The sequence below is a fragment of the Streptomyces sp. SLBN-31 genome (assembly GCF_006715395.1).
In the GTDB taxonomy this organism is placed as follows: Bacteria; Actinomycetota; Actinomycetes; order Streptomycetales; family Streptomycetaceae; genus Streptomyces.
The window spans coordinates 1,590,093-1,606,588 of record NZ_VFNC01000001.1; the positions used below are offsets into that span (position 1 = coordinate 1,590,093).

The 16,496-nt window shown below is 74.6% G+C and carries 13 protein-coding genes and 1 pseudogene; 8 read left to right on the plus strand and 6 right to left on the minus strand.

Annotated features, from left to right (window positions below):
• The first annotated feature begins 5 nt into the window (after positions 1–5).
• Positions 6–413 carry a peptide-methionine (R)-S-oxide reductase MsrB gene (gene msrB, locus FBY22_RS07300; RefSeq protein WP_142143388.1) on the plus strand — a complete coding sequence of 136 codons (408 nt, stop codon included), beginning with the start codon at positions 6–8 and terminating at the stop codon, positions 411–413.
• A gap of 39 nt (positions 414–452) precedes the next feature.
• Here the strand turns inward: msrB and FBY22_RS07305 are convergent.
• Positions 453–608, minus strand: a pseudogene (locus tag FBY22_RS07305) (UPF0104 family protein); the annotation flags it as partial.
• A gap of 475 nt (positions 609–1,083) precedes the next feature.
• Between FBY22_RS07305 and nagZ the strand changes: the two are divergent.
• Both nagZ and FBY22_RS07315 read left to right on the plus strand, forming a co-directional pair.
• Complete coding sequence (nagZ, locus tag FBY22_RS07310; protein ID WP_260844733.1) at positions 1,084–2,574, plus strand: beta-N-acetylhexosaminidase; 1,491 nt, start codon at positions 1,084–1,086, stop codon at positions 2,572–2,574.
• A gap of 233 nt (positions 2,575–2,807) precedes the next feature.
• The gene (locus tag FBY22_RS07315; RefSeq protein WP_142143390.1) at positions 2,808–3,842 is read left to right on the plus strand and encodes a BadF/BadG/BcrA/BcrD ATPase family protein; all 1,035 of its coding nucleotides are present in this window, start codon (positions 2,808–2,810) and stop codon (positions 3,840–3,842) included.
• Between the two features lie 47 nt (positions 3,843–3,889).
• On the opposite strand, the gene FBY22_RS07320 is transcribed toward FBY22_RS07315, so the two are convergent.
• A complete protein-coding gene (locus FBY22_RS07320) occupies positions 3,890–4,774 on the minus strand; it encodes a MurR/RpiR family transcriptional regulator (RefSeq protein WP_142143392.1) in 885 nt (294 codons plus the stop codon).
• Positions 4,775–4,964: 190 nt separating this feature from the next.
• On the opposite strand from FBY22_RS07320, the gene FBY22_RS07325 reads away from it, so the two are divergent.
• Together FBY22_RS07325 and FBY22_RS07330 are read left to right on the plus strand one after the other, a co-directional pair.
• Complete coding sequence (locus FBY22_RS07325) at positions 4,965–5,729, plus strand: sugar isomerase domain-containing protein (RefSeq protein WP_142143393.1); 765 nt, start codon at positions 4,965–4,967, stop codon at positions 5,727–5,729.
• Positions 5,730–5,898: 169 nt separating this feature from the next.
• Entirely contained in the window at positions 5,899–8,703 is a 2,805-nt protein-coding gene (locus FBY22_RS07330; RefSeq protein ID WP_399210666.1) for a SpoIIE family protein phosphatase, read from the plus strand.
• 3 nt (positions 8,704–8,706) lie between these two features.
• On the opposite strand, the gene FBY22_RS07335 is transcribed toward FBY22_RS07330, so the two are convergent.
• Entirely contained in the window at positions 8,707–10,014 is a 1,308-nt protein-coding gene (locus FBY22_RS07335) for a hypothetical protein (protein ID WP_142143394.1), read from the minus strand.
• A 114-nt stretch (positions 10,015–10,128) separates the two neighbouring features.
• On the opposite strand from FBY22_RS07335, the gene FBY22_RS07340 reads away from it, so the two are divergent.
• The gene (locus FBY22_RS07340) at positions 10,129–11,394 is read left to right on the plus strand and encodes a molybdopterin-dependent oxidoreductase (protein ID WP_174267105.1); all 1,266 of its coding nucleotides are present in this window, start codon (positions 10,129–10,131) and stop codon (positions 11,392–11,394) included.
• Positions 11,395–11,737: 343 nt separating this feature from the next.
• On the opposite strand, the gene FBY22_RS07350 is transcribed toward FBY22_RS07340, so the two are convergent.
• The 3 genes from FBY22_RS07350 to FBY22_RS07360 are packed head-to-tail and all read right to left on the minus strand — an operon-like array spanning position 11,738 to position 14,012.
• The gene (locus FBY22_RS07350) at positions 11,738–12,670 is read right to left on the minus strand and encodes a bifunctional 2-polyprenyl-6-hydroxyphenol methylase/3-demethylubiquinol 3-O-methyltransferase UbiG (protein WP_260844734.1); all 933 of its coding nucleotides are present in this window, start codon (positions 12,668–12,670) and stop codon (positions 11,738–11,740) included.
• Complete coding sequence (locus FBY22_RS07355) at positions 12,667–13,284, minus strand: DUF2064 domain-containing protein (protein WP_142143398.1); 618 nt, start codon at positions 13,282–13,284, stop codon at positions 12,667–12,669. The genes FBY22_RS07350 and FBY22_RS07355 overlap by 4 nt, the downstream gene beginning before the upstream one ends.
• Positions 13,281–14,012, minus strand: coding sequence for a glycosyltransferase family 2 protein (locus tag FBY22_RS07360; protein WP_260844735.1), 732 nt, complete (start codon positions 14,010–14,012; stop codon positions 13,281–13,283). The genes FBY22_RS07355 and FBY22_RS07360 overlap by 4 nt, the downstream gene beginning before the upstream one ends.
• A gap of 313 nt (positions 14,013–14,325) precedes the next feature.
• Here FBY22_RS07360 and FBY22_RS07365 point away from each other — a divergent pair, with 313 nt between their 5' ends.
• Together FBY22_RS07365 and FBY22_RS07370 are read left to right on the plus strand one after the other, a co-directional pair.
• On the plus strand, positions 14,326–15,039 hold the full coding sequence (locus FBY22_RS07365; protein ID WP_142143400.1) for a response regulator transcription factor: 714 nt from the start codon (positions 14,326–14,328) through the stop codon (positions 15,037–15,039).
• Between the two features lie 2 nt (positions 15,040–15,041).
• On the plus strand, positions 15,042–16,154 hold the full coding sequence (locus FBY22_RS07370) for a sensor histidine kinase KdpD (RefSeq protein WP_142143402.1): 1,113 nt from the start codon (positions 15,042–15,044) through the stop codon (positions 16,152–16,154).
• The last annotated feature ends 342 nt before the right edge of the window (positions 16,155–16,496 follow it).

Here is a 16,496-nt window from a genome sequence, read left to right on the forward strand (position 1 = left end):
GCTTCATGTCGTACGACGTCGAAAAGCCGGACGAGCAGTGGCGTGCGGAGCTGACCCCGGCCGAGTACGCGGTCCTGCGGCAGGCCGCCACGGAGCCGGCGTTCACCGGTGAGTACACCGACGCCAAGACCAAGGGCGTCTACTCCTGCCGTGCCTGCGGCGCCGAACTGTTCACCTCCACCACCAAGTTCGAGTCCCACTGCGGCTGGCCGTCCTTCTACGACCCCAAGGACTCCGACGCCGTGGAGCTCATCGAGGATCGCTCGCACGGGATGGTGCGGACCGAGGTGCGCTGCGCCCGGTGCGGGTCGCACCTCGGGCACGTGTTCGAGGGTGAGGGGTATGCGACGCCCACGGATCAGCGGTACTGCATCAACTCCATCTCGCTGCGGCTGACGCCGGACGAGAGCTGAGGTGACGGCCGGCGGCGGGGTGTCGTCCCCGCCGCCGGTTCACAGCACCTTGCGCTGCACCAGCACCGACAGCAGCAGCGCGCCCGGCAGCAGGGGCAGCCACACCGTCAGGACCCGGTAGCCGACCACGGCCGTCGCGGCCAGCTCCACGGGCGCGCCGTAGGCGCGGGCGAAGGTGAACACCAGGGCCGCGCCCAGGTCAGCGGCAGGCCCAGCGCGGCACCCACACAGAAGATCACCGTCGACCAGGACGAGGACCCGGCGGGGCAGGGGGCGGGGCGTGGCGAGGAGACCGGCGGCGGGAACAGCGGGCGGGCCGAGGGGCGCGGAGGGGACGGCGGCCGGGACGAGGGTGGGCGTGGGGAGCGGTCCGCGGGGTTCGTCGAGCGGCGGTGGGGACACGGCACACGCCGTCCTTTCACGTCGGGCCCGGACCGCGGTGCGGCACGGAGCGTGCCGGGGGCGAGGCGGAGGGGACGGCGGAACCGTTCCCGCACGGTGTGACGGCACGGTGTCGAGGAGCCGAAGCCACGCGGGCGAATCGGCGACGGCACAGACATGGCGGACATGGCGGACACGGAGGACACTGTCCGGAGGGCGGCCCACCCTGTGAATCAATCATCCAATTAAGGGTTGACTTCTGGATGATTGAGTCAGAAGAATCCTGGAGGTGAGCTCCGCGCACATCTTCGAGACCCGGCCCCCGTCTCCCGTCTCCTCCGAGCTGGACGAGGCGGTGCACCGCTGCCTCGTCGCGGGTTTCGAGGGCACCACGTCCTTCCCCGACACCCTCAAGCGGCTCATCGACCGCGGGCTCGGCGGAGTAGTCCTGTTCACCCGCAACATCCGCGACGCGGAACAGGTCCGCGAGCTGACCGACGCGCTGCGGGCGATCCGGCCCGACCTGCTGGTCGCGATCGACAACGAGGGCGGCGGCATCGGCCACCTGGTCACCGCGGGTGCCCCCGAGGTTCCCGGCAACTACGCCCTCGGCGTCGTCGACGACCCCAACCTCACCGCCCGCTGCGCCGACGCCCTCGCCGGGCACCTCGCGACCCTCGGCATCACCGCCTCCTACGCCCCCGTCGCCGACCTCCAGCACCATGCGCGCAACCCCGTCGTGCGCACCCGCTCCTTCGGCGCCGACCCCGAGCTCGCCGCCCGTCACCTGCGGGCCTGGATCGCCGCCACCGAGGCCCGGTCCATCGCCTCCTGCGCCAAGCACTTCCCCGGCCACGGCGGCACCGAGACCGACAGCCACCACGCCATCGCCGTCGACCCGCGGCCGTACGACGAGCTGCTCACCGACCTCGAACCGTTCCGCGCGGCCGTCGCCGCCGGAGCGCCGATGCTGATGAGCGCGCACGTCGTCTACCCGGCGCTCGACACCAACCGCCCCGCCACTCTCAGCCGCCGCATCCTGGGTGACATCCTCCGTCTCGACCTCGGTTTCGAAGGCGTCCTGGTCAGTGACGCCCTGGAGATGAAGGCGATCGCCGACCGCTACGGCGAGGCGGCCGGCGCCCGGATCGCGCTCGCCGCGGGTGCGGACCAGGTCGTCGTGGCCGTACCGGAGCTGGAGGTCTCCCTCGGCTGCCGTGACGAGGTGCTCGACGCGCTGCGCTCCGGGCGGCTGGCGGAGGAGCGGGTCATGGAGGCGGCCGGCCGCGTGCGGCGGCTCGCCGAGCGGTACGCGAAGCCGGTCGCGGGACCGGTGGCCGCATGGGACGCCGGGGCCGGGGCGGAGGCGGCCCGCCGGGCGGTACGCGCCCGGGGACTGCCGCCCCCGGTGCCCGGCGCCCATCTCGTCGACCTCTTCCCGCCGCCTCACCCCGCCCTCCACTGGGGCGGCGAGGACCTGCTGAGCGAGCTGCGGATGGTCGACCCGGCGGCGGGCGGCACCGCGGTGAGCGGGGAGCCGGCAGACCCGGCCGCCCTCGCCGACGGCATCCTGCGCATCTCGGCCAGGGCACCGCTGGTCGTGGCCACCTGCGACGCCGGGCTCCACCCCTGGCAGGCCCGGCTGCGTGACGCCCTGCTGGCCCGGCGCCCGGACGCGGTCCGCGTGGACACCGGGCTGCCGGAGGGCGGCGCCCTGTGCTCCTACGGACGGGGACGGGTCAACCTGCGGGCCGTGGCCGAAGTGCTGGCGGGCGTCTGAGGGCGCCGCGCCAGGACAGCCGTACGGTCCTCGATGCCCCGCACCGCCAAGTGGCGCGTGTCGTCGGCCCGTCCGCCCGGCACCACCGCCGGACGCAACCACCATGGTCGGTGATGAACAGCGATGTGAACCAGGCAATCGGTGGATCGGGGTCGAGGTCGGGGCCGGGACCGGGATCGGATGTCGCTCCGGTGCCGGACCCGGCGCGAGAGCCGGGTGGGGGGCGAGGGCCGGTGACGGTGGTGGGGCTCGACGCCGGTGGCACCCGCACCCGCGCCGTGCTGGCCGACGCCGCCGACGGCGGCATCCTCGGCGAGGGCGCCGCCGGTCCGGGCAACGCCCTGACCGTCCCGCTGCCCCGGCTCACCGAGCACCTCGCGCAGGCCGTCGCCCGCGCGGTGCCGGAGTCCGCGCGGAGTGCCGTCGTGGCCGTGGCCGGAGGCTTCGCGGGCGCCACGGGCGGCGACGAGGACGACCCTGGGCGCCACAACGCCCTGACCGCCCTCACGGCCGCCCTGCGCCGTCTGGGGATCACCACCGGACGACTCACCGTGAGTAGTGACATCGAGGCCGCCTTCGCCTCCGCGCCCGGTGCCCCGGCCGACGGCCTGGCCCTGGTCGCCGGCACCGGAGCGGTCGCGATGCGCATCACCGGCCGCCGCCGCGCGTTCACGGTCGACGGCGACGGCTGGCTCCTCGGCGACGACGGCGGCGGCTTCTGGATCGGCCGCGAGGCGGTACGGGCCGCGCTGCGGATGGCCGACGGTCGGGGCCCGGCGACCGTACTGGCGGAAGCGGTGGGGCGGGCGCTGGGCCTGCCGGCACGGGTGCTGCCGGGGCCCGGTTCCGGCGCTCCCCACAATGCCGGCGTCGACGGTTCGTCCGCCTGTTCCGGGGCGGACGAACCGTCGTACTGCGGCTGGACGCGCGCCGGGCGGGAGGCCTACCGCGGGCATCTGCTGCCCGTCGTCATGGCCGAGCCGCCGACCCGGCTGGCCCGACTCGCCCCGCTGGTGGCCGACGCGGCCCGGGAGCGGGACACCGTCGCGCAGACGATCCTCGACCGGGCCGTCGATCAACTCACCGACACTGTGCGGGCGTTGGCGCCGCGGGCGGGGGAGCGGGTCGTCGCGACCGGTGGTCTGCTCGGCCCCGGCGGGCCGCTGACCGCTCCCCTCACCGCCCGCCTGGGCGCCCTCGGCCTCACCCTCGACCTGGTCGCCGACGGCTGCCCGGGTGCCGTGGCCCTCGCCCGTCTCTCCCTCTGACCGCACCCGTGAAGGAACCGCTCGCATGCTCAGGCGTGCGGGAGGGCTCACCTCGTCCGGCGTGACTTCACCGCGTGCTGCGGGGTGATGTGGTCGGTCAGCGCCAGGGAGGCGCTCGCGCGCTGGTAGGAGAGCTGGGCGACCCGGACGTACAGACAGTCGACGATCATCAGGACCGAGTGGCGGCCACCGATGCTGCCGGTGCGGAAGCTGGTCTCCGAGGTGGCCGAGATCAGCCGGATGCCGGCGGCCCGGGCCAGCGGCGAACGCGGGTCGGTGGTGATGGCGATCGTGGTGGCGCCGCGCTCGCGGGCCATCTCGAACGGCTCCAGGGTCTCGCGGGTCGCGCCGGAGTGGGAGATCCCCACGGCCACGTCGGCCGGGGTGAGCAGGGCCGCGGAGGTGGCCGCCCCGTGCACCTCGGTCCAGCCGCGCACCGCGCAGCCGATACGGAACAGCCGCGTCTCCGTCTCCTGCGCCACCGCGCCGCTGCCGCCGACGCCGTACACGTCGATACGGCGGGCCTTGGCCAGCGCCTGGGCCGCGCGTTCCAGCGCGTCCAGGTCGAGGCGGTCGACGGTCTGCTGGATCGCGCGCAGGTCCGCGCTGCCGACGATCTGGACGACCTTCTCCAGGCTGTCGTCGGGCGAGATCTCGGAGATGATCTCGGCGGAACCCCAGTCGGAGGCCTCGCCGCGGCCGCGCTCCTGCGCCAGCTCGATCAGCAGGTGCTGGTAGGAGTCGAGGCCGATCGCCCGGCAGAAACGGGTCACCGTGGCCTGCGAGGTTCCCGTTCGGCGGCCCAGCTCGGCGGCCGAGCAGTGGGTGACGCCGGCTGGGTCCGCCAGGATCAGCTCGCCGACCTTCCTCAGGGAGCCGGTCAGGCGCGGCAGCTCCGTGCGGATCAGTGTGGTGACGTCCGTGGAGGGCATGAGGAGAAGGTATCAGCCACCCTTGATGGCAAGATTTGAATACCAGGACCGGATCAAGGTGCGAGTCGTATGGCCCTTGCTGCCTCATTGTCCGCGAACTCGAGGCGTGTGATTTATTGATTCGCGAGTTGGGTACTACGGGGTGAATGAATCCACCACTGGGAATGAATCCACCACTGGGGAGTGTCGCGTGTCCGTCGAGTCCGTGAGCGCCGAGGGCTTCGCGCGAGAGGCGCTGGCCGTCCTGACGCAGATCACCGCCTCCGCGCGCGACGAGGTCGCGGGCGCCGCCGGGCTGATCGCCGACTGCGTGCGCTCCGACGGCGTCATCCAGGCCTTCGGCACCGGCCACTCCCAGGCCATCGTCCTCGAACTCGCGGGCCGCGCGGGCGGATTGGTGCCCACCAACCGCCTGAGCATCGCCGACCTCGTCCTCTACGGCGGCGAGGACCCCGCCGTCCTCGAGGACCCGCTCCTGGAGCGCCGGGCGGGGGTGGCCGAGCGGCTGTACGGCCTCGCCGCCCCACGCCCCCAGGACCTCTTCGTGATCGTCTCCAACTCGGGCGTGAACAACGTCGTCGTGGAGACGGCGCTGCTCGCCAAGGAGCACGGGCACCGGGTGCTGGCCATCACCTCGCTCGCCCACACCCGGTCCGTTCCGGCCGGACACGCCGGCGGGAAGAAGCTCGCCGACATCGCCGACGTCGTGCTCGACAACCGGGCGCCGCGCGGGGACGCGCTGCTGGAACTGCCCGGCGGCGGCTCGGTGTGCGCGCTGTCCACCCTGACCGGCGTAATGCTGGTGCAGATGGCGGTGGCAGAGGCGTCCAGGATGCTCCTCGACGCCGGTGAGCGGCCGCCGGTGTACGTCTCGGCCAATGTGCCCGGCGGGTACGAGGGCAACCTGGAGCTGGAGAAGCGCTACGCCGGACGGATCCGCCGCACGGCCGGTTGACTCCGCCGCCGGTGAGCGGTCCCGGGCCGGCTCCCGCGGGAGACCTCGCGCCACAGGTGTTCGGTGTTGTGGCGTGGGTCACACCGGGTCTAGGGTGAAACCGCTTGGAGGCCCCGCCGGGGGCGAGCCGATCGGCGGCGCGTCACCGGACCGGCTCCAGGCGAGGGAAGTGATCTCGTTGTCCGTCCCCTGGGACGACATCGGCGGGCTCGTCGATGCCCATGAACGATTCCTGACCGGTGCGCGCGTCGAGGCGGACGTACGGGGTCCGGTGCTCGACTCCTGGAAGCGGTGCCGCTCCGCCGGGCTCGAACCGGACCGGCTCCTGGTTCCCTACGCGCCCGGCCTGAGCCTGGACGAGCGGTTCCTGCGAGCGGCCGAGCCGGTGCTCGAGACGCTGACCGCCTCACTTGCCGAGGTGGGCATGGCCATCGCGCTGTGCGACGCGCGGGGCCGCATGGTGCGGCGGTTCGGCGGCGACCGGCAACTGCGCGACCGGCTCGACGCGGTGAGCTTCGCCCCCGGCTTCGACGCCTCCGAACCGGTCGTCGGCACCAACGGCGTCGGCACCGCCCTCGCCGAACGCGGCCCCGTCTACGTCGTCGGCCGCGAGCACTTCGCCGACTGCCTGCAGCCCTTCGCCTGCGCGGGCGCCCCCGTCCGCGATCCGCTCAGCGGGCGCATCGAGGCCGTCCTGGACCTGACCTGTCTGCGGGACGACGGCGACCCCACCATGCTGCGGCTCGTCCGCGAGGCCGCCCGCGACATCGAGGCCCGGTTGCTGGAGCAGGCGACACGACGCGAACGAGCGCTGCTCGCCGCGTACCGGCGGGCCGGGCCCCAGCCGGGCGGCGCGGGGCGAAGGGACGAGCGCGCTGCCACCGACGGCGAGGCCCTGGACCGCATCGACCTCGCCCTGCTGCGCGAACGCGCCGAGGAACTGCTCGCCTCCCCCCGCCGCACCCTGGACGAGGTCGCACTGCCCGACGGACGCGTGGCCACGCTGCTGCGACGCCTGGTCCGCAGCGCGGACGGGGAGTTGGGCGTGGCGGTCGAGGCACGTGTTTCCGGCGGGGCCCGTGTGACGGGACTGGGCGGAAAGGCGGTCGCGACGGACACGGGCGTCCGTGACGGGGTGCGCCCGCCGAAGCCGTCCGCCGTGTCCGCGCGCCTGGTCACCACGCCGGTATCCGCCGCTCCGGTCGCCACCGCGCCCCCGGAGACCGTCGGGGACATCCTCGGCGGTGACGGGAGCCGGCTGTTGCTGGTGGGGGAGCCCGGTGTCGGACGGCTGGCCGTGCTGGCGCGCAGGCGGCTGGAGCTGCTGCACGAGGCCGGGGTGCGCATCGGCACCACCCTCGACGTGGCGCGCACCGCCGAGGAGCTGACGGAGGTGACCTCCCCCGGATTCGCCGACTTCGTCGCCGTGGACCTGCCTGACGCGGTGCTGCGGGGCGAGGAGCCAGGACCGCTCGGCGCGCGGACTCGGCTGCGCCGGGTGGCCCTGGGCGCCGTACACGAGGAGTCGCATCTGTGGTCCGTGGGGGACCCCGTCGCGTACGTGGCGTCGACGCCGCAGGCCCGCTGCCTGGAGAGCGGACGGGCCGTGCTGGAACCCGTGCTCTCGGACGCGGGCGGCTGGAAGGCACAGGACCCCTCAAGGCTGGAGCGGACTCTCGCGGCCGGCATCCACTCCCTGATCACCGTGCCGCTGAGGGCCCGCGGCACGACCCTCGGCGTGGTCTCCTTCTACCGGTCCGAGAAACCCGCCCCCTTCGAGGACGACGACCTCTCCCTCGCCCAGGAACTGGCGAGCCGCGCCGCGATCTGCATCGACAACGCCCGCCGCTACACCCGCGAACACCACACCGCCCTCACCCTGCAGCGCAGCCTGCTGCCCAGGGGGCGGCCGGAACAGAGCGCCGTCGAGGTCGCCCACCGCTATCTGCCCGCCCAGGCGGGCGTGGGCGGCGACTGGTTCGACGTGATCCCGCTCTCCGGCGCGCGGGTGGCGCTGGTCGTCGGGGACGTGGTGGGGCACGGCCTGCACGCGGCCGCCACCATGGGCCGGCTGCGCACCGCCGTGCACAACTTCTGCGCCCTGGACCTGCCGCCCGACGAACTCCTCACCCACCTCGACGATCTCGCCGGGCGCCTGGACCGGGGTGAGGGCTGGGCGGTGGAGAGCGGCCTGGCCGACTCCGGCATCGTCGGGGCGACCTGCCTCTACGCCGTCTACGATCCGGTGTCCCGGCGCTGCACCCTCACCCGCGCCGGGCACCCCCTGCCCGCGGTGGTACGGCCGGACGGCACCGTCGAGTTCGTCGACCTGCCCGCCGGGGCGCCCCTGGGCCTGGGCGGCATGCCCTTCGAGACCGTCGAGCTGGAGCTGGCCGCGGGCAGCCAACTGGTGCTCTACACCGACGGGTTGGTCGAGGACCGGCTGCGGGACATCGACACCGGACTGGACCGGCTGCGCACCGTCCTGGCCGTTCCCGAACGGGCGCCGGAGGAGACCTGCGAGGCCGTCCTCGACGCCCTGCTGCCGGCCCGGCCGACGGACGACGTGGCCCTCCTCGTCGCCCGCACCCATGTCCTCGGCCCGGACCGGGTCGCCCAGTGGGACCTGCCCAGCGACCCCGCGGTCGTCTCCGCCGCCCGCGCCGCCGTCACCGAACAGCTCACCGCCTGGGGCCTGGACGACCTCGCCTTCACCACCGAACTGGTCGTCAGCGAACTGGTCACCAACGCCATCCGGCACGCCCACGGCCCCGTCCAGCTGCGCCTGTTGCGCGACCGGGCCCTGATCTGCGAGGTCTCCGACGGCTCCGGCACCTCCCCCCGCCTGCGCCGGGCCCGCACCGAGGACGAGGGCGGCCGCGGCCTGTTCCTGGCCGCCCGGCTCACCGAGCGGTGGGGCACCCGGTACACGCCGGAGGGCAAGGTGATCTGGACGGAACAGCCATTGCCGTGACCCTCACCAGCCCGTCAGCAGCAGGTGGTTGACGAGCAGGGCCAGCACCGCCTGGGCCGCGAGCCAGACGCGCGGGCGGGGCAGTGCCGCGCACGCCGGAAGCAGCCACACCGCGAACGGCAGCCAGATGCGCTCCGTCTCCGCCTTGCTCATCCCGGACACGTCGGCGACCAGCAGCGCGAGGAACGCGGCGGCCACGAGCGTCCCGAGGGCGTCGGCGCGCGACACCCGCGTCCGGCGCAGGCCCGCGACCGTCGCCGGACCGACGATGAACACCGTGCAGGCCAGGTTGGCCCACACCCAGTAGCCGTAGGGCCGTACGCCGCCCGCTCCTTGGCGGTAGCGGGTGACCAACAGGCGGTACGCCTCCCACCAGTCGAAGCCCAGCACGGTGAACACGACCGGGACGACGGCGAGTCCGGCGAGCAGGAACGGGAGGGGACGGGTGCGGTGCGCGCCGAGCAGGAGGACGGCCCCCGCGATCAGCGCGAAAAGCGTGAGGCCGTAGGACAGGTAGGCGGTCAGCCCGAAGAGGAGGCCCGAGGCGAAGCCGGCCGCGGCCGCACGGCGGCCGGTCACCGCCAGCGCCAGGAACGCCACCGCCCATGCGGCGACCGCGGTGAAGTACCCGTCGGCCGACGTGCCCACCCACACCGCGCCCGGCGTCAGCACCAGGAACGGCGCGGCGCGGCGGGCCCGGTGCTCGTCGGCGAGCGCGCGCACGGCGATCAGGACCGCCACCGCGGCCGTCGTACCGACCGTGATCACGAACGCGCCCGCCCAGCCGCCGCCGCGCAGGCCCGCGTGGTCCAGGAGGACGAAGGTGAGGGTGGCGCCCGGCGGGTGGCCCGCGACGTGGGCGGGCCAGTTGGCGGGCGCGTCGATCAGGATGTGCTGGTCGAAGTCCCGCAGCGCGCGCGGGATGTCGTGGAAGCGGTCGATCACCCGGAGGTACTCGTTGCGCGTCGTCAGCTGCTCGGCGACGCCCCGGTACCAGCCGTCGACGAGCGCGAGCGACCACGTCCAGGCCATCGACGCGCCCCAGACGGCCAGGAGCAGCGGACGCCAGGGGAGACGGGCGGCGAGCGCGGGGCCGTAGGCGATCGCCGCGACCGCCACGGCGATCGCGGCCGGGGTGCCGGGGCCCACATGCGGATCCCAGGTCGCCAGGAGCGGCGGCCACCCCACGCGGAGCGAGCCGTCACGGTGCTGGATCGCGGTGCCGATCGTCACCGCCGCCAGGACGAGGAGCACGGCCGCCGCGACGGCGTACAGATCACGGCGGGATGCGTGAGAAGGAGGTGGGGACACGCCGACGACGCTAGGGCGCGCAGCACCGCCCGGAGCGCTGACATGCGTGGACGTCAGAGTTTCGTCATGGTTCGCAAGCCCCTTCCCGGGGGCGCGCGGACCTACGGTCGGGGCATGGAACCGTCGCGTTTCTCTCCCTTCTCCCCCCGCTTCTGGCGCAGCCCGCTGCGGGGCCCCTGGCTCACCTCGGTGCTCGGTGTCGTCCTGCTCGTCGGGATCACCGCGCTCTTCGTGACCGGGCTGCTGTCCTACGCCGCGTACAACCCGGGCCTGGCCCCGGTGAACGACAAGACGCCCGACAAGGGCGTCCTCGGCTTCTACCTGTTCGCCTGGCCGACCCACCCGCACTGGCTGTACCGGCTCACCCAGGGCGTCCACGTCACCCTCGGGATCACCCTGATCCCCGTCCTGCTGGCCAAACTCTGGTCGGTGGTGCCCAGGCTGTTCACGCTGCCGCCGGCCCGCTCCCTGGCCCACGCCCTGGAACGGCTCTCCCTGCTGCTGCTCGTCGGCGGCGGCCTGTTCGAGTTCGTCACCGGCGTGCTCAACGTCCAGCTGGACTACGTCTTCCCCGGCTCCTTCTACCCGCTGCACTTCTACGGCGCCTGGATCTTCTTCGCCGCCTTCGTCGCCCACGCCGTGCTGAAGACGCCGGCCGCCTTGCGCAACCTGCGGCAAATGCGGGACGAGCGTGCGGAGCCGGCCGAGGTGACCGAGCGCGCCGAGCCCACCGGGCTGACCGCCCCGGACCCGGACCCGGCGACCGTCTCCCGGCGCGGCGCGCTCGGCCTGGTCGGCGGCGGCTCGCTGCTGCTGTTCGCCACCACGGCCGGGCAGAGCGTCGACGCGCTGCGCTGGACGGCGCTCTTCGCCCCGCACGGCCGCAGCGACCCGGGCGGCGGACCCGGCGGCTTCCAGATCAACAAGACCGCCGCCTACGCCGGGATCCGCCCCGCCGAGACCGGCGAGGACGCCTGGCGGCTGGTGGTGAAGGGGCGCGGCGGAACCGTCCGGCTCAGCCGCGCCGAGCTGCTGCAGATGCCCCTGCACAGTGCCGCGTTGCCCATCGCCTGCGTCGAGGGCTGGTCGACCTCCGACCAGTGGTGGCGTGGCGTACGGCTGCGGGACCTCGCCGCGCTCGTCGGCCACGACACCGATCCGCCCGACGTCCTCGTCGAGTCGCTGCAACGGCACGGCGCGTTCCGCCGGGCCGCCCTGCGGGCCAACCAGGTCGCCGATCCCCGTTCCCTGCTCGCCCTGTCCGTCAACGGCGAGGACCTCACCCCCGACCACGGCCACCCGGCGCGGATCATCGTGCCCGCGGCACCCGGTGTGCTCAACACCAAGTGGGTGGCCGCGCTGACCTTCGGAGACCTGTGATGCGCCCCAGGATCGTCATCGGCAGCCCGCTCCAACTCCTGCTGCTCGTCTGCTCGTTCGCGCTCGCGGTGTACGCGGGCGTGCGACTGCTGGACGGGGACTGGTTCGGCGTCGCACTGTGGTTCGTGGGCGCGGCGCTCCTGCACGACCTGGTGCTGCTTCCGCTGTACGCGGCGGCGGACCGCGCCCTGGTGAAGGGCGCCGGAGCGCGCGGGCGGCGGGCGGTGGCCTATGTGCGCGTGCCCGCCGCGCTCTCGCTGCTGCTCCTGCTCGTGTGGTTCCCGCTGATCAGCGGGCAGGTGGCAGGCCGTTACGGCCATGCCACCGGCCTGTCATCGGACGGCTATCCGGCCCGCTGGCTGCTGGTGAGCGCGGCATTGTTCGGCGGCTCGGCGCTGCTGTTCGTGCTGCGGGCGTCGCACCGGCGCAGGGCGACGAAGCAGCGGCCGCCGGCCGCCCACTGATCGACGGCACGCCAGCCCGCGCGCTCCGCGAGCCGCAGCAGGGCCGGCGTGCCGACCCGTGCCCAGGGAAAGGGGCTGCCGACGGCTCCCCGGGCGTCGGTGACCCGCACCCGCACCCGCTCGTCGACATCCGGACCGGGCACCGTCTCGGCAATCAACAAGCCGTTGGTGTCGAGGAGTTGGGCCGTCCGGTCGAGCAGCGCCTGCGGGTCGCCGCCGATGCCCACGTTGCCGTCGATCAACAGTGCGGTGCCCCAACGGCCCTCGCCGGGCAGGGACTCGAAGACAGAACGGCGCAGGGCCTGGCCGCCGAGCCGGTTCGTGCGCGCGACGGCCGCCGCGCTCACGTCGATGCCGAGCACCGGCCGGCCGAGGGCGCCCAGCGCGGCGACGAGCCGGCCCGGTCCGCAGCCGACGTCCAGCACGGCGCCCTCGCAGCGCCGCAGCACCGCCAGATCGACGGCGTCCGCCTCCGCACACCACCGCTCCACGTCCAACGGCAGCAGCCACCCGTCGGCCCGCTGCAGGAAGAGCGGACCCCGGCCGGTGCGCAGGGCGCGTGAGTAGGGGTCGTTTGACCAGCTGCCGGGGTCCGGGGCGGCGCCCGGTCCGGGTGCGGGGGTGTCGGGGCGCGGGACGGTGATGCGGGGACCGACGCCGCTGGTGCCCGTGATGCCCGTGCCCGGGGCGGCGGCCGTTGCGGCGGTGTCCGCCGGTCGCGGGCCGGGCAGGCGGGTGCGGGGACGTCGGGGTGGGGTGGCGGGGTCCGCCGGGCGGCCGATCCGAGCGGTGGCCTCCCGGGCGCCGCTCATCGGCGCACCGCCGCAAGGCGGGTGTGGGCGGCCGCGAAACGTCCGTCCGGTGCCGCTCTCGCGACCAGCTCCGCGTCGTCCGCCGTGTCCACGTCCCGCAACTCCGGCAGGTCCCGGACGCGCAGGCCGGTGAGGCGGGCGCGCTGGGCGGCGCCGGTGCGCGGCGTGGACATCGGAACGCCCCGCAGCAGGCCGGGGTCGGGTGCGGCCAGGCCGAGGGCCCAGAAGCCGCCGTCCGCCGCCGGACCGAAGTACGCGTCGCAGCCGGCGAAGTCGACGGTGAGGAGCGCGGGAGTGACCTGGGGGGTGTCCATGCCGATGAGCAGGGCCGGGCCGTCGCAGTGCGCGAAGGCGGCGGCCAGCCGTTCGTCCAGACCGCCCGCGCACTGCCGTACGACCTCGAAGCCGGGCGGCAGCCAGGGGCCGGGCGTGCCCTCCAGGACGAGCACCCGGCGGCGGGCCGGCGTACGCGCGACCACGTCCAGCGTGTCGGCGAGCGCCGCCTCGGCCAGCCCCGCGGCCTCCCGCGGGGTGAACGGCGGCGTCAGCCGGGTCTTGACCCGTCCGGGCCGGGGCTCCTTGGCGATGACGAGCAGGGTGACCGGTGACGTCACGGGCGGGCTCCTTCCGGTACGCGGGGTGCCACGGGCGGCTCGGCCAGCACCCGGCTCATGTCCCGCACCGCCTGCCAGGTGCCGCGCCAGGTGCCGGTCACCTTGGAGGCGCCGGTGCGCGGGAGGTAGGGGACGTCGTACTCGGCGACGCGCCAGCCGGCGTCGGCGGCGCGGACGACCATCTGCAGGGGGTAGCCGCTGCGCCGGTCGGTGAGGCCGAGGCCGAGCAGCTCCTCGCGCCGGGCGGCGCGCAGCGGGCCCAGGTCGTGCAGGCGGACGCCGGTGCGGCGGCGGAGCAGACGGGTGAGGGCGAGGTTGCCGGCGCGGGCGTGCGCGGGCCAGGCGCCGCGGCTCTCGGGGCGGCGCCGGCCGAGGACCAGGTCGGCCTCGCCCGCGGCGATCCGGTCGACGAAGGGCACCAGGTCGGCGGGGTCGAGGGAGGCGTCGCAGTCGCAGAAGCAGACGACGTCGGCCGTGGCGGCGGCCAGGCCCGCGTGGCAGGCGGCGCCGAAGCCGCGGCGTTCCTCGCGCACGACGCTCGCCCCGAGGGCGTGGGCGACGTCGGCCGAGCCGTCCGTGGAGCCGTTGTCGACCACGAGGGCACGCCAGCCGGGCGGGATGCGTTCCAGTACCCAGGGCAGGGCCTCGGCCTCGTCGAGACAGGGAAGGACGACGTCCACGGACGTCGTCGGGGGTGCGGAAGCGGATGGGCTCGTCACGGCTCTCACCCTACGATCACGAAACGGACGAAAAGGGCACCGGCTCCTTACGAAACGCGGACGTCGACAGGCGTGCGGCGGCGGCGAGTTGACCGCTCCGCGGGCTGCGGGGCCCGTCGGGCGGGGGGCGTCGGGCGGGTGTCCGGTCGCCCGAGCCGCGAGACCGTCGGCGGAGCGCGGATCCCCGGCGCGTGGGGGCATGGGCGAACGGCGGCCGGTCGGCTGCCTCGCGAGGCCGTTCGCGGGCCGGGGGTTCTTACGGAAGCCGGACGTTCGGGCGGTGGTGCGGCGGCTCGGGGCGGTGGATGCGAGGCTTGGCGGTATGGAGCTGCAGCAACACGGGCGGGGCGGGGCCCGGGTCCTCGTCGTCGACGACGACCCCACCGTCGCCGAGGTCGTCACCGGCTATCTCGACCGGGCCGGATACGTCGTCGACCGGGCCGGCGACGGCCCCGACGCCCTCGCCCGGGCCGAGGCCCACTGGCCCGACCTCGTCGTCCTCGACCTCATGCTGCCGGGCATGGACGGGCTGGAGGTGTGCCGGCGCATGCGCGGCCGCGGCCCCGTGCCGGTCATCATGCTCACCGCCCGCGGCGACGAGGACGACCGCATCCTCGGCCTGGAGGTCGGCGCCGACGACTACGTGACCAAGCCCTTCAGCCCCCGGGAACTGGTGCTGCGCGTGGAGTCCGTACTGCGCCGCACCCGCCCCTCCCAGCCCTCCGCCACCCTGCGCGCGGCCGGCCTCTCGGTCGACCCGTCGGCCCGCCGCGCCCTCAAGGACGGCACCGAACTCGCCCTCACCATCCGGGAGTTCGACCTCCTCGCCTTCTTCCTGCGGCACCCCGGGCAGGTCTTCAGCCGGGAGGACCTGATGCGCGAGGTGTGGGGCTGGGACTTCGGCGACCTGTCGACCGTCACCGTCCATGTGCGGCGGCTGCGCGGCAAGGTGGAGGACGATCCGGCGCGGCCGCGACTGATCCAGACCGTGTGGGGCGTCGGCTACCGCTTCGACGCCGCGGACCAGGGGGCCTGACCGTGCGCGCCAACCTGCTCATCGCCCTGTTCGCCTTCCTCGGCGCCGCCGTGGCCGGTCTGCTCGGCGCCGGTGTACTGCTGCTGATCCGGCGCCGCTCGCTCGCCCTGCACCTCGGCGTCGTCGCGGGCGTCGGCGTCGCCGCCATGTTCGCGGGCACGCTCGCGGTCGCCCAGGCCATGTTCCTGTCCGGGCACGACCTGAAGGTGGTCACGACCGTCGTCGCGATGGCCGCCGTGGTCTCCCTGGCCACCGCCGTGCTGCTCGGCCGCTGGGTCGCGGCCCGCAGCCGCGCCCTCACCCTCGCCGCCCGCTCCTTCGGCGACGGCGGCGACTTCACCTCGCCCGACGGGCCCGCCACCGCCGAACTCGCCGCGCTCAGCCGGGAGTTGGTGGCAACCAGCGCCAAGCTCGCCGAGTCCAGGGACCGCGAGCGCGCCCTGGAGTCCTCACGGCGCGAGCTGGTCGCCTGGATCTCCCACGACCTGCGTACCCCGCTGGCGGGCCTGCGCGCCATGTCCGAGGCCCTGGAGGACGGCGTCGCCGCCGACCCGCACCGCTATCTGAGGCAGATGCGCACCGAGGTCGAGCGCCTCAACGACATGGTCGGCGACCTCTTCGAGCTCTCCCGCATCCACGCGGGCGCGCTGGCGCTGAGCCCGAGCCGGATCTCCCTGTACGACCTCGTCGGCGACGCGCTAGCGGGCGCCGATCCGCTCGCCCGCGAGCACGGGGTACGGCTGGTCGGCGCCGGGGTGACGTCCGTGCCGGTCGAGGTGGACGGCAAGGAGATGAGCCGCGTCCTCGGCAACCTCCTGGTCAACGCGATCCGCCGGACGCCCGCCGACGGAACCGTCGCCGTCTCCTCGGAGCTGCGCGAGGACGGTGTCGTCGTGTCCGTCACCGACGGCTGCGGCGGCATCCCCGAGGAGGACCTGCCCCGGGTCTTCGACACCGGCTGGCGCGGCACCCACGCCCGGACGCCCCCAGCCGGCGCCGGGCTCGGCCTCGCCATCGTCCGCGGCATCGTGGAGGCCCACCAGGGCACGGCCACCGTACGCAACGTCCCCGGCGGCTGCCGCTTCGAGGTGGTGCTGCCCGCCGCCGCTTCCTGATTGACGGGCAACACCACCGGCTCGTGCGGGGCCCTCACGCCCCGCGAGGCGTCCACCCCCGGCGTCGGGCGCCGCTCGCCCGGCGAGGCTTCGCCCCCCGGCGTCCGGCGCCTTCCGCGTCAGGCGAGGCTTTCGGGCCCCCGGCGTCGAGTGCCGCTCGGCCCGGGAGGCTTTCGCCTTGGCGTACGGCGTGGATCGTCCCGTGGCGCTTCCGCCCCGGCGTCCGGCGCCTTCCGCGTCAGGCGAGGTTTTCGCTCCCGGGATCGGGTGCCGCTCGGCCCGGGAGGCTTTCGCCTTGGCGTACGGCGCGGATCGCCCCGTGGCGCTTCCGCCCCGGCGTCC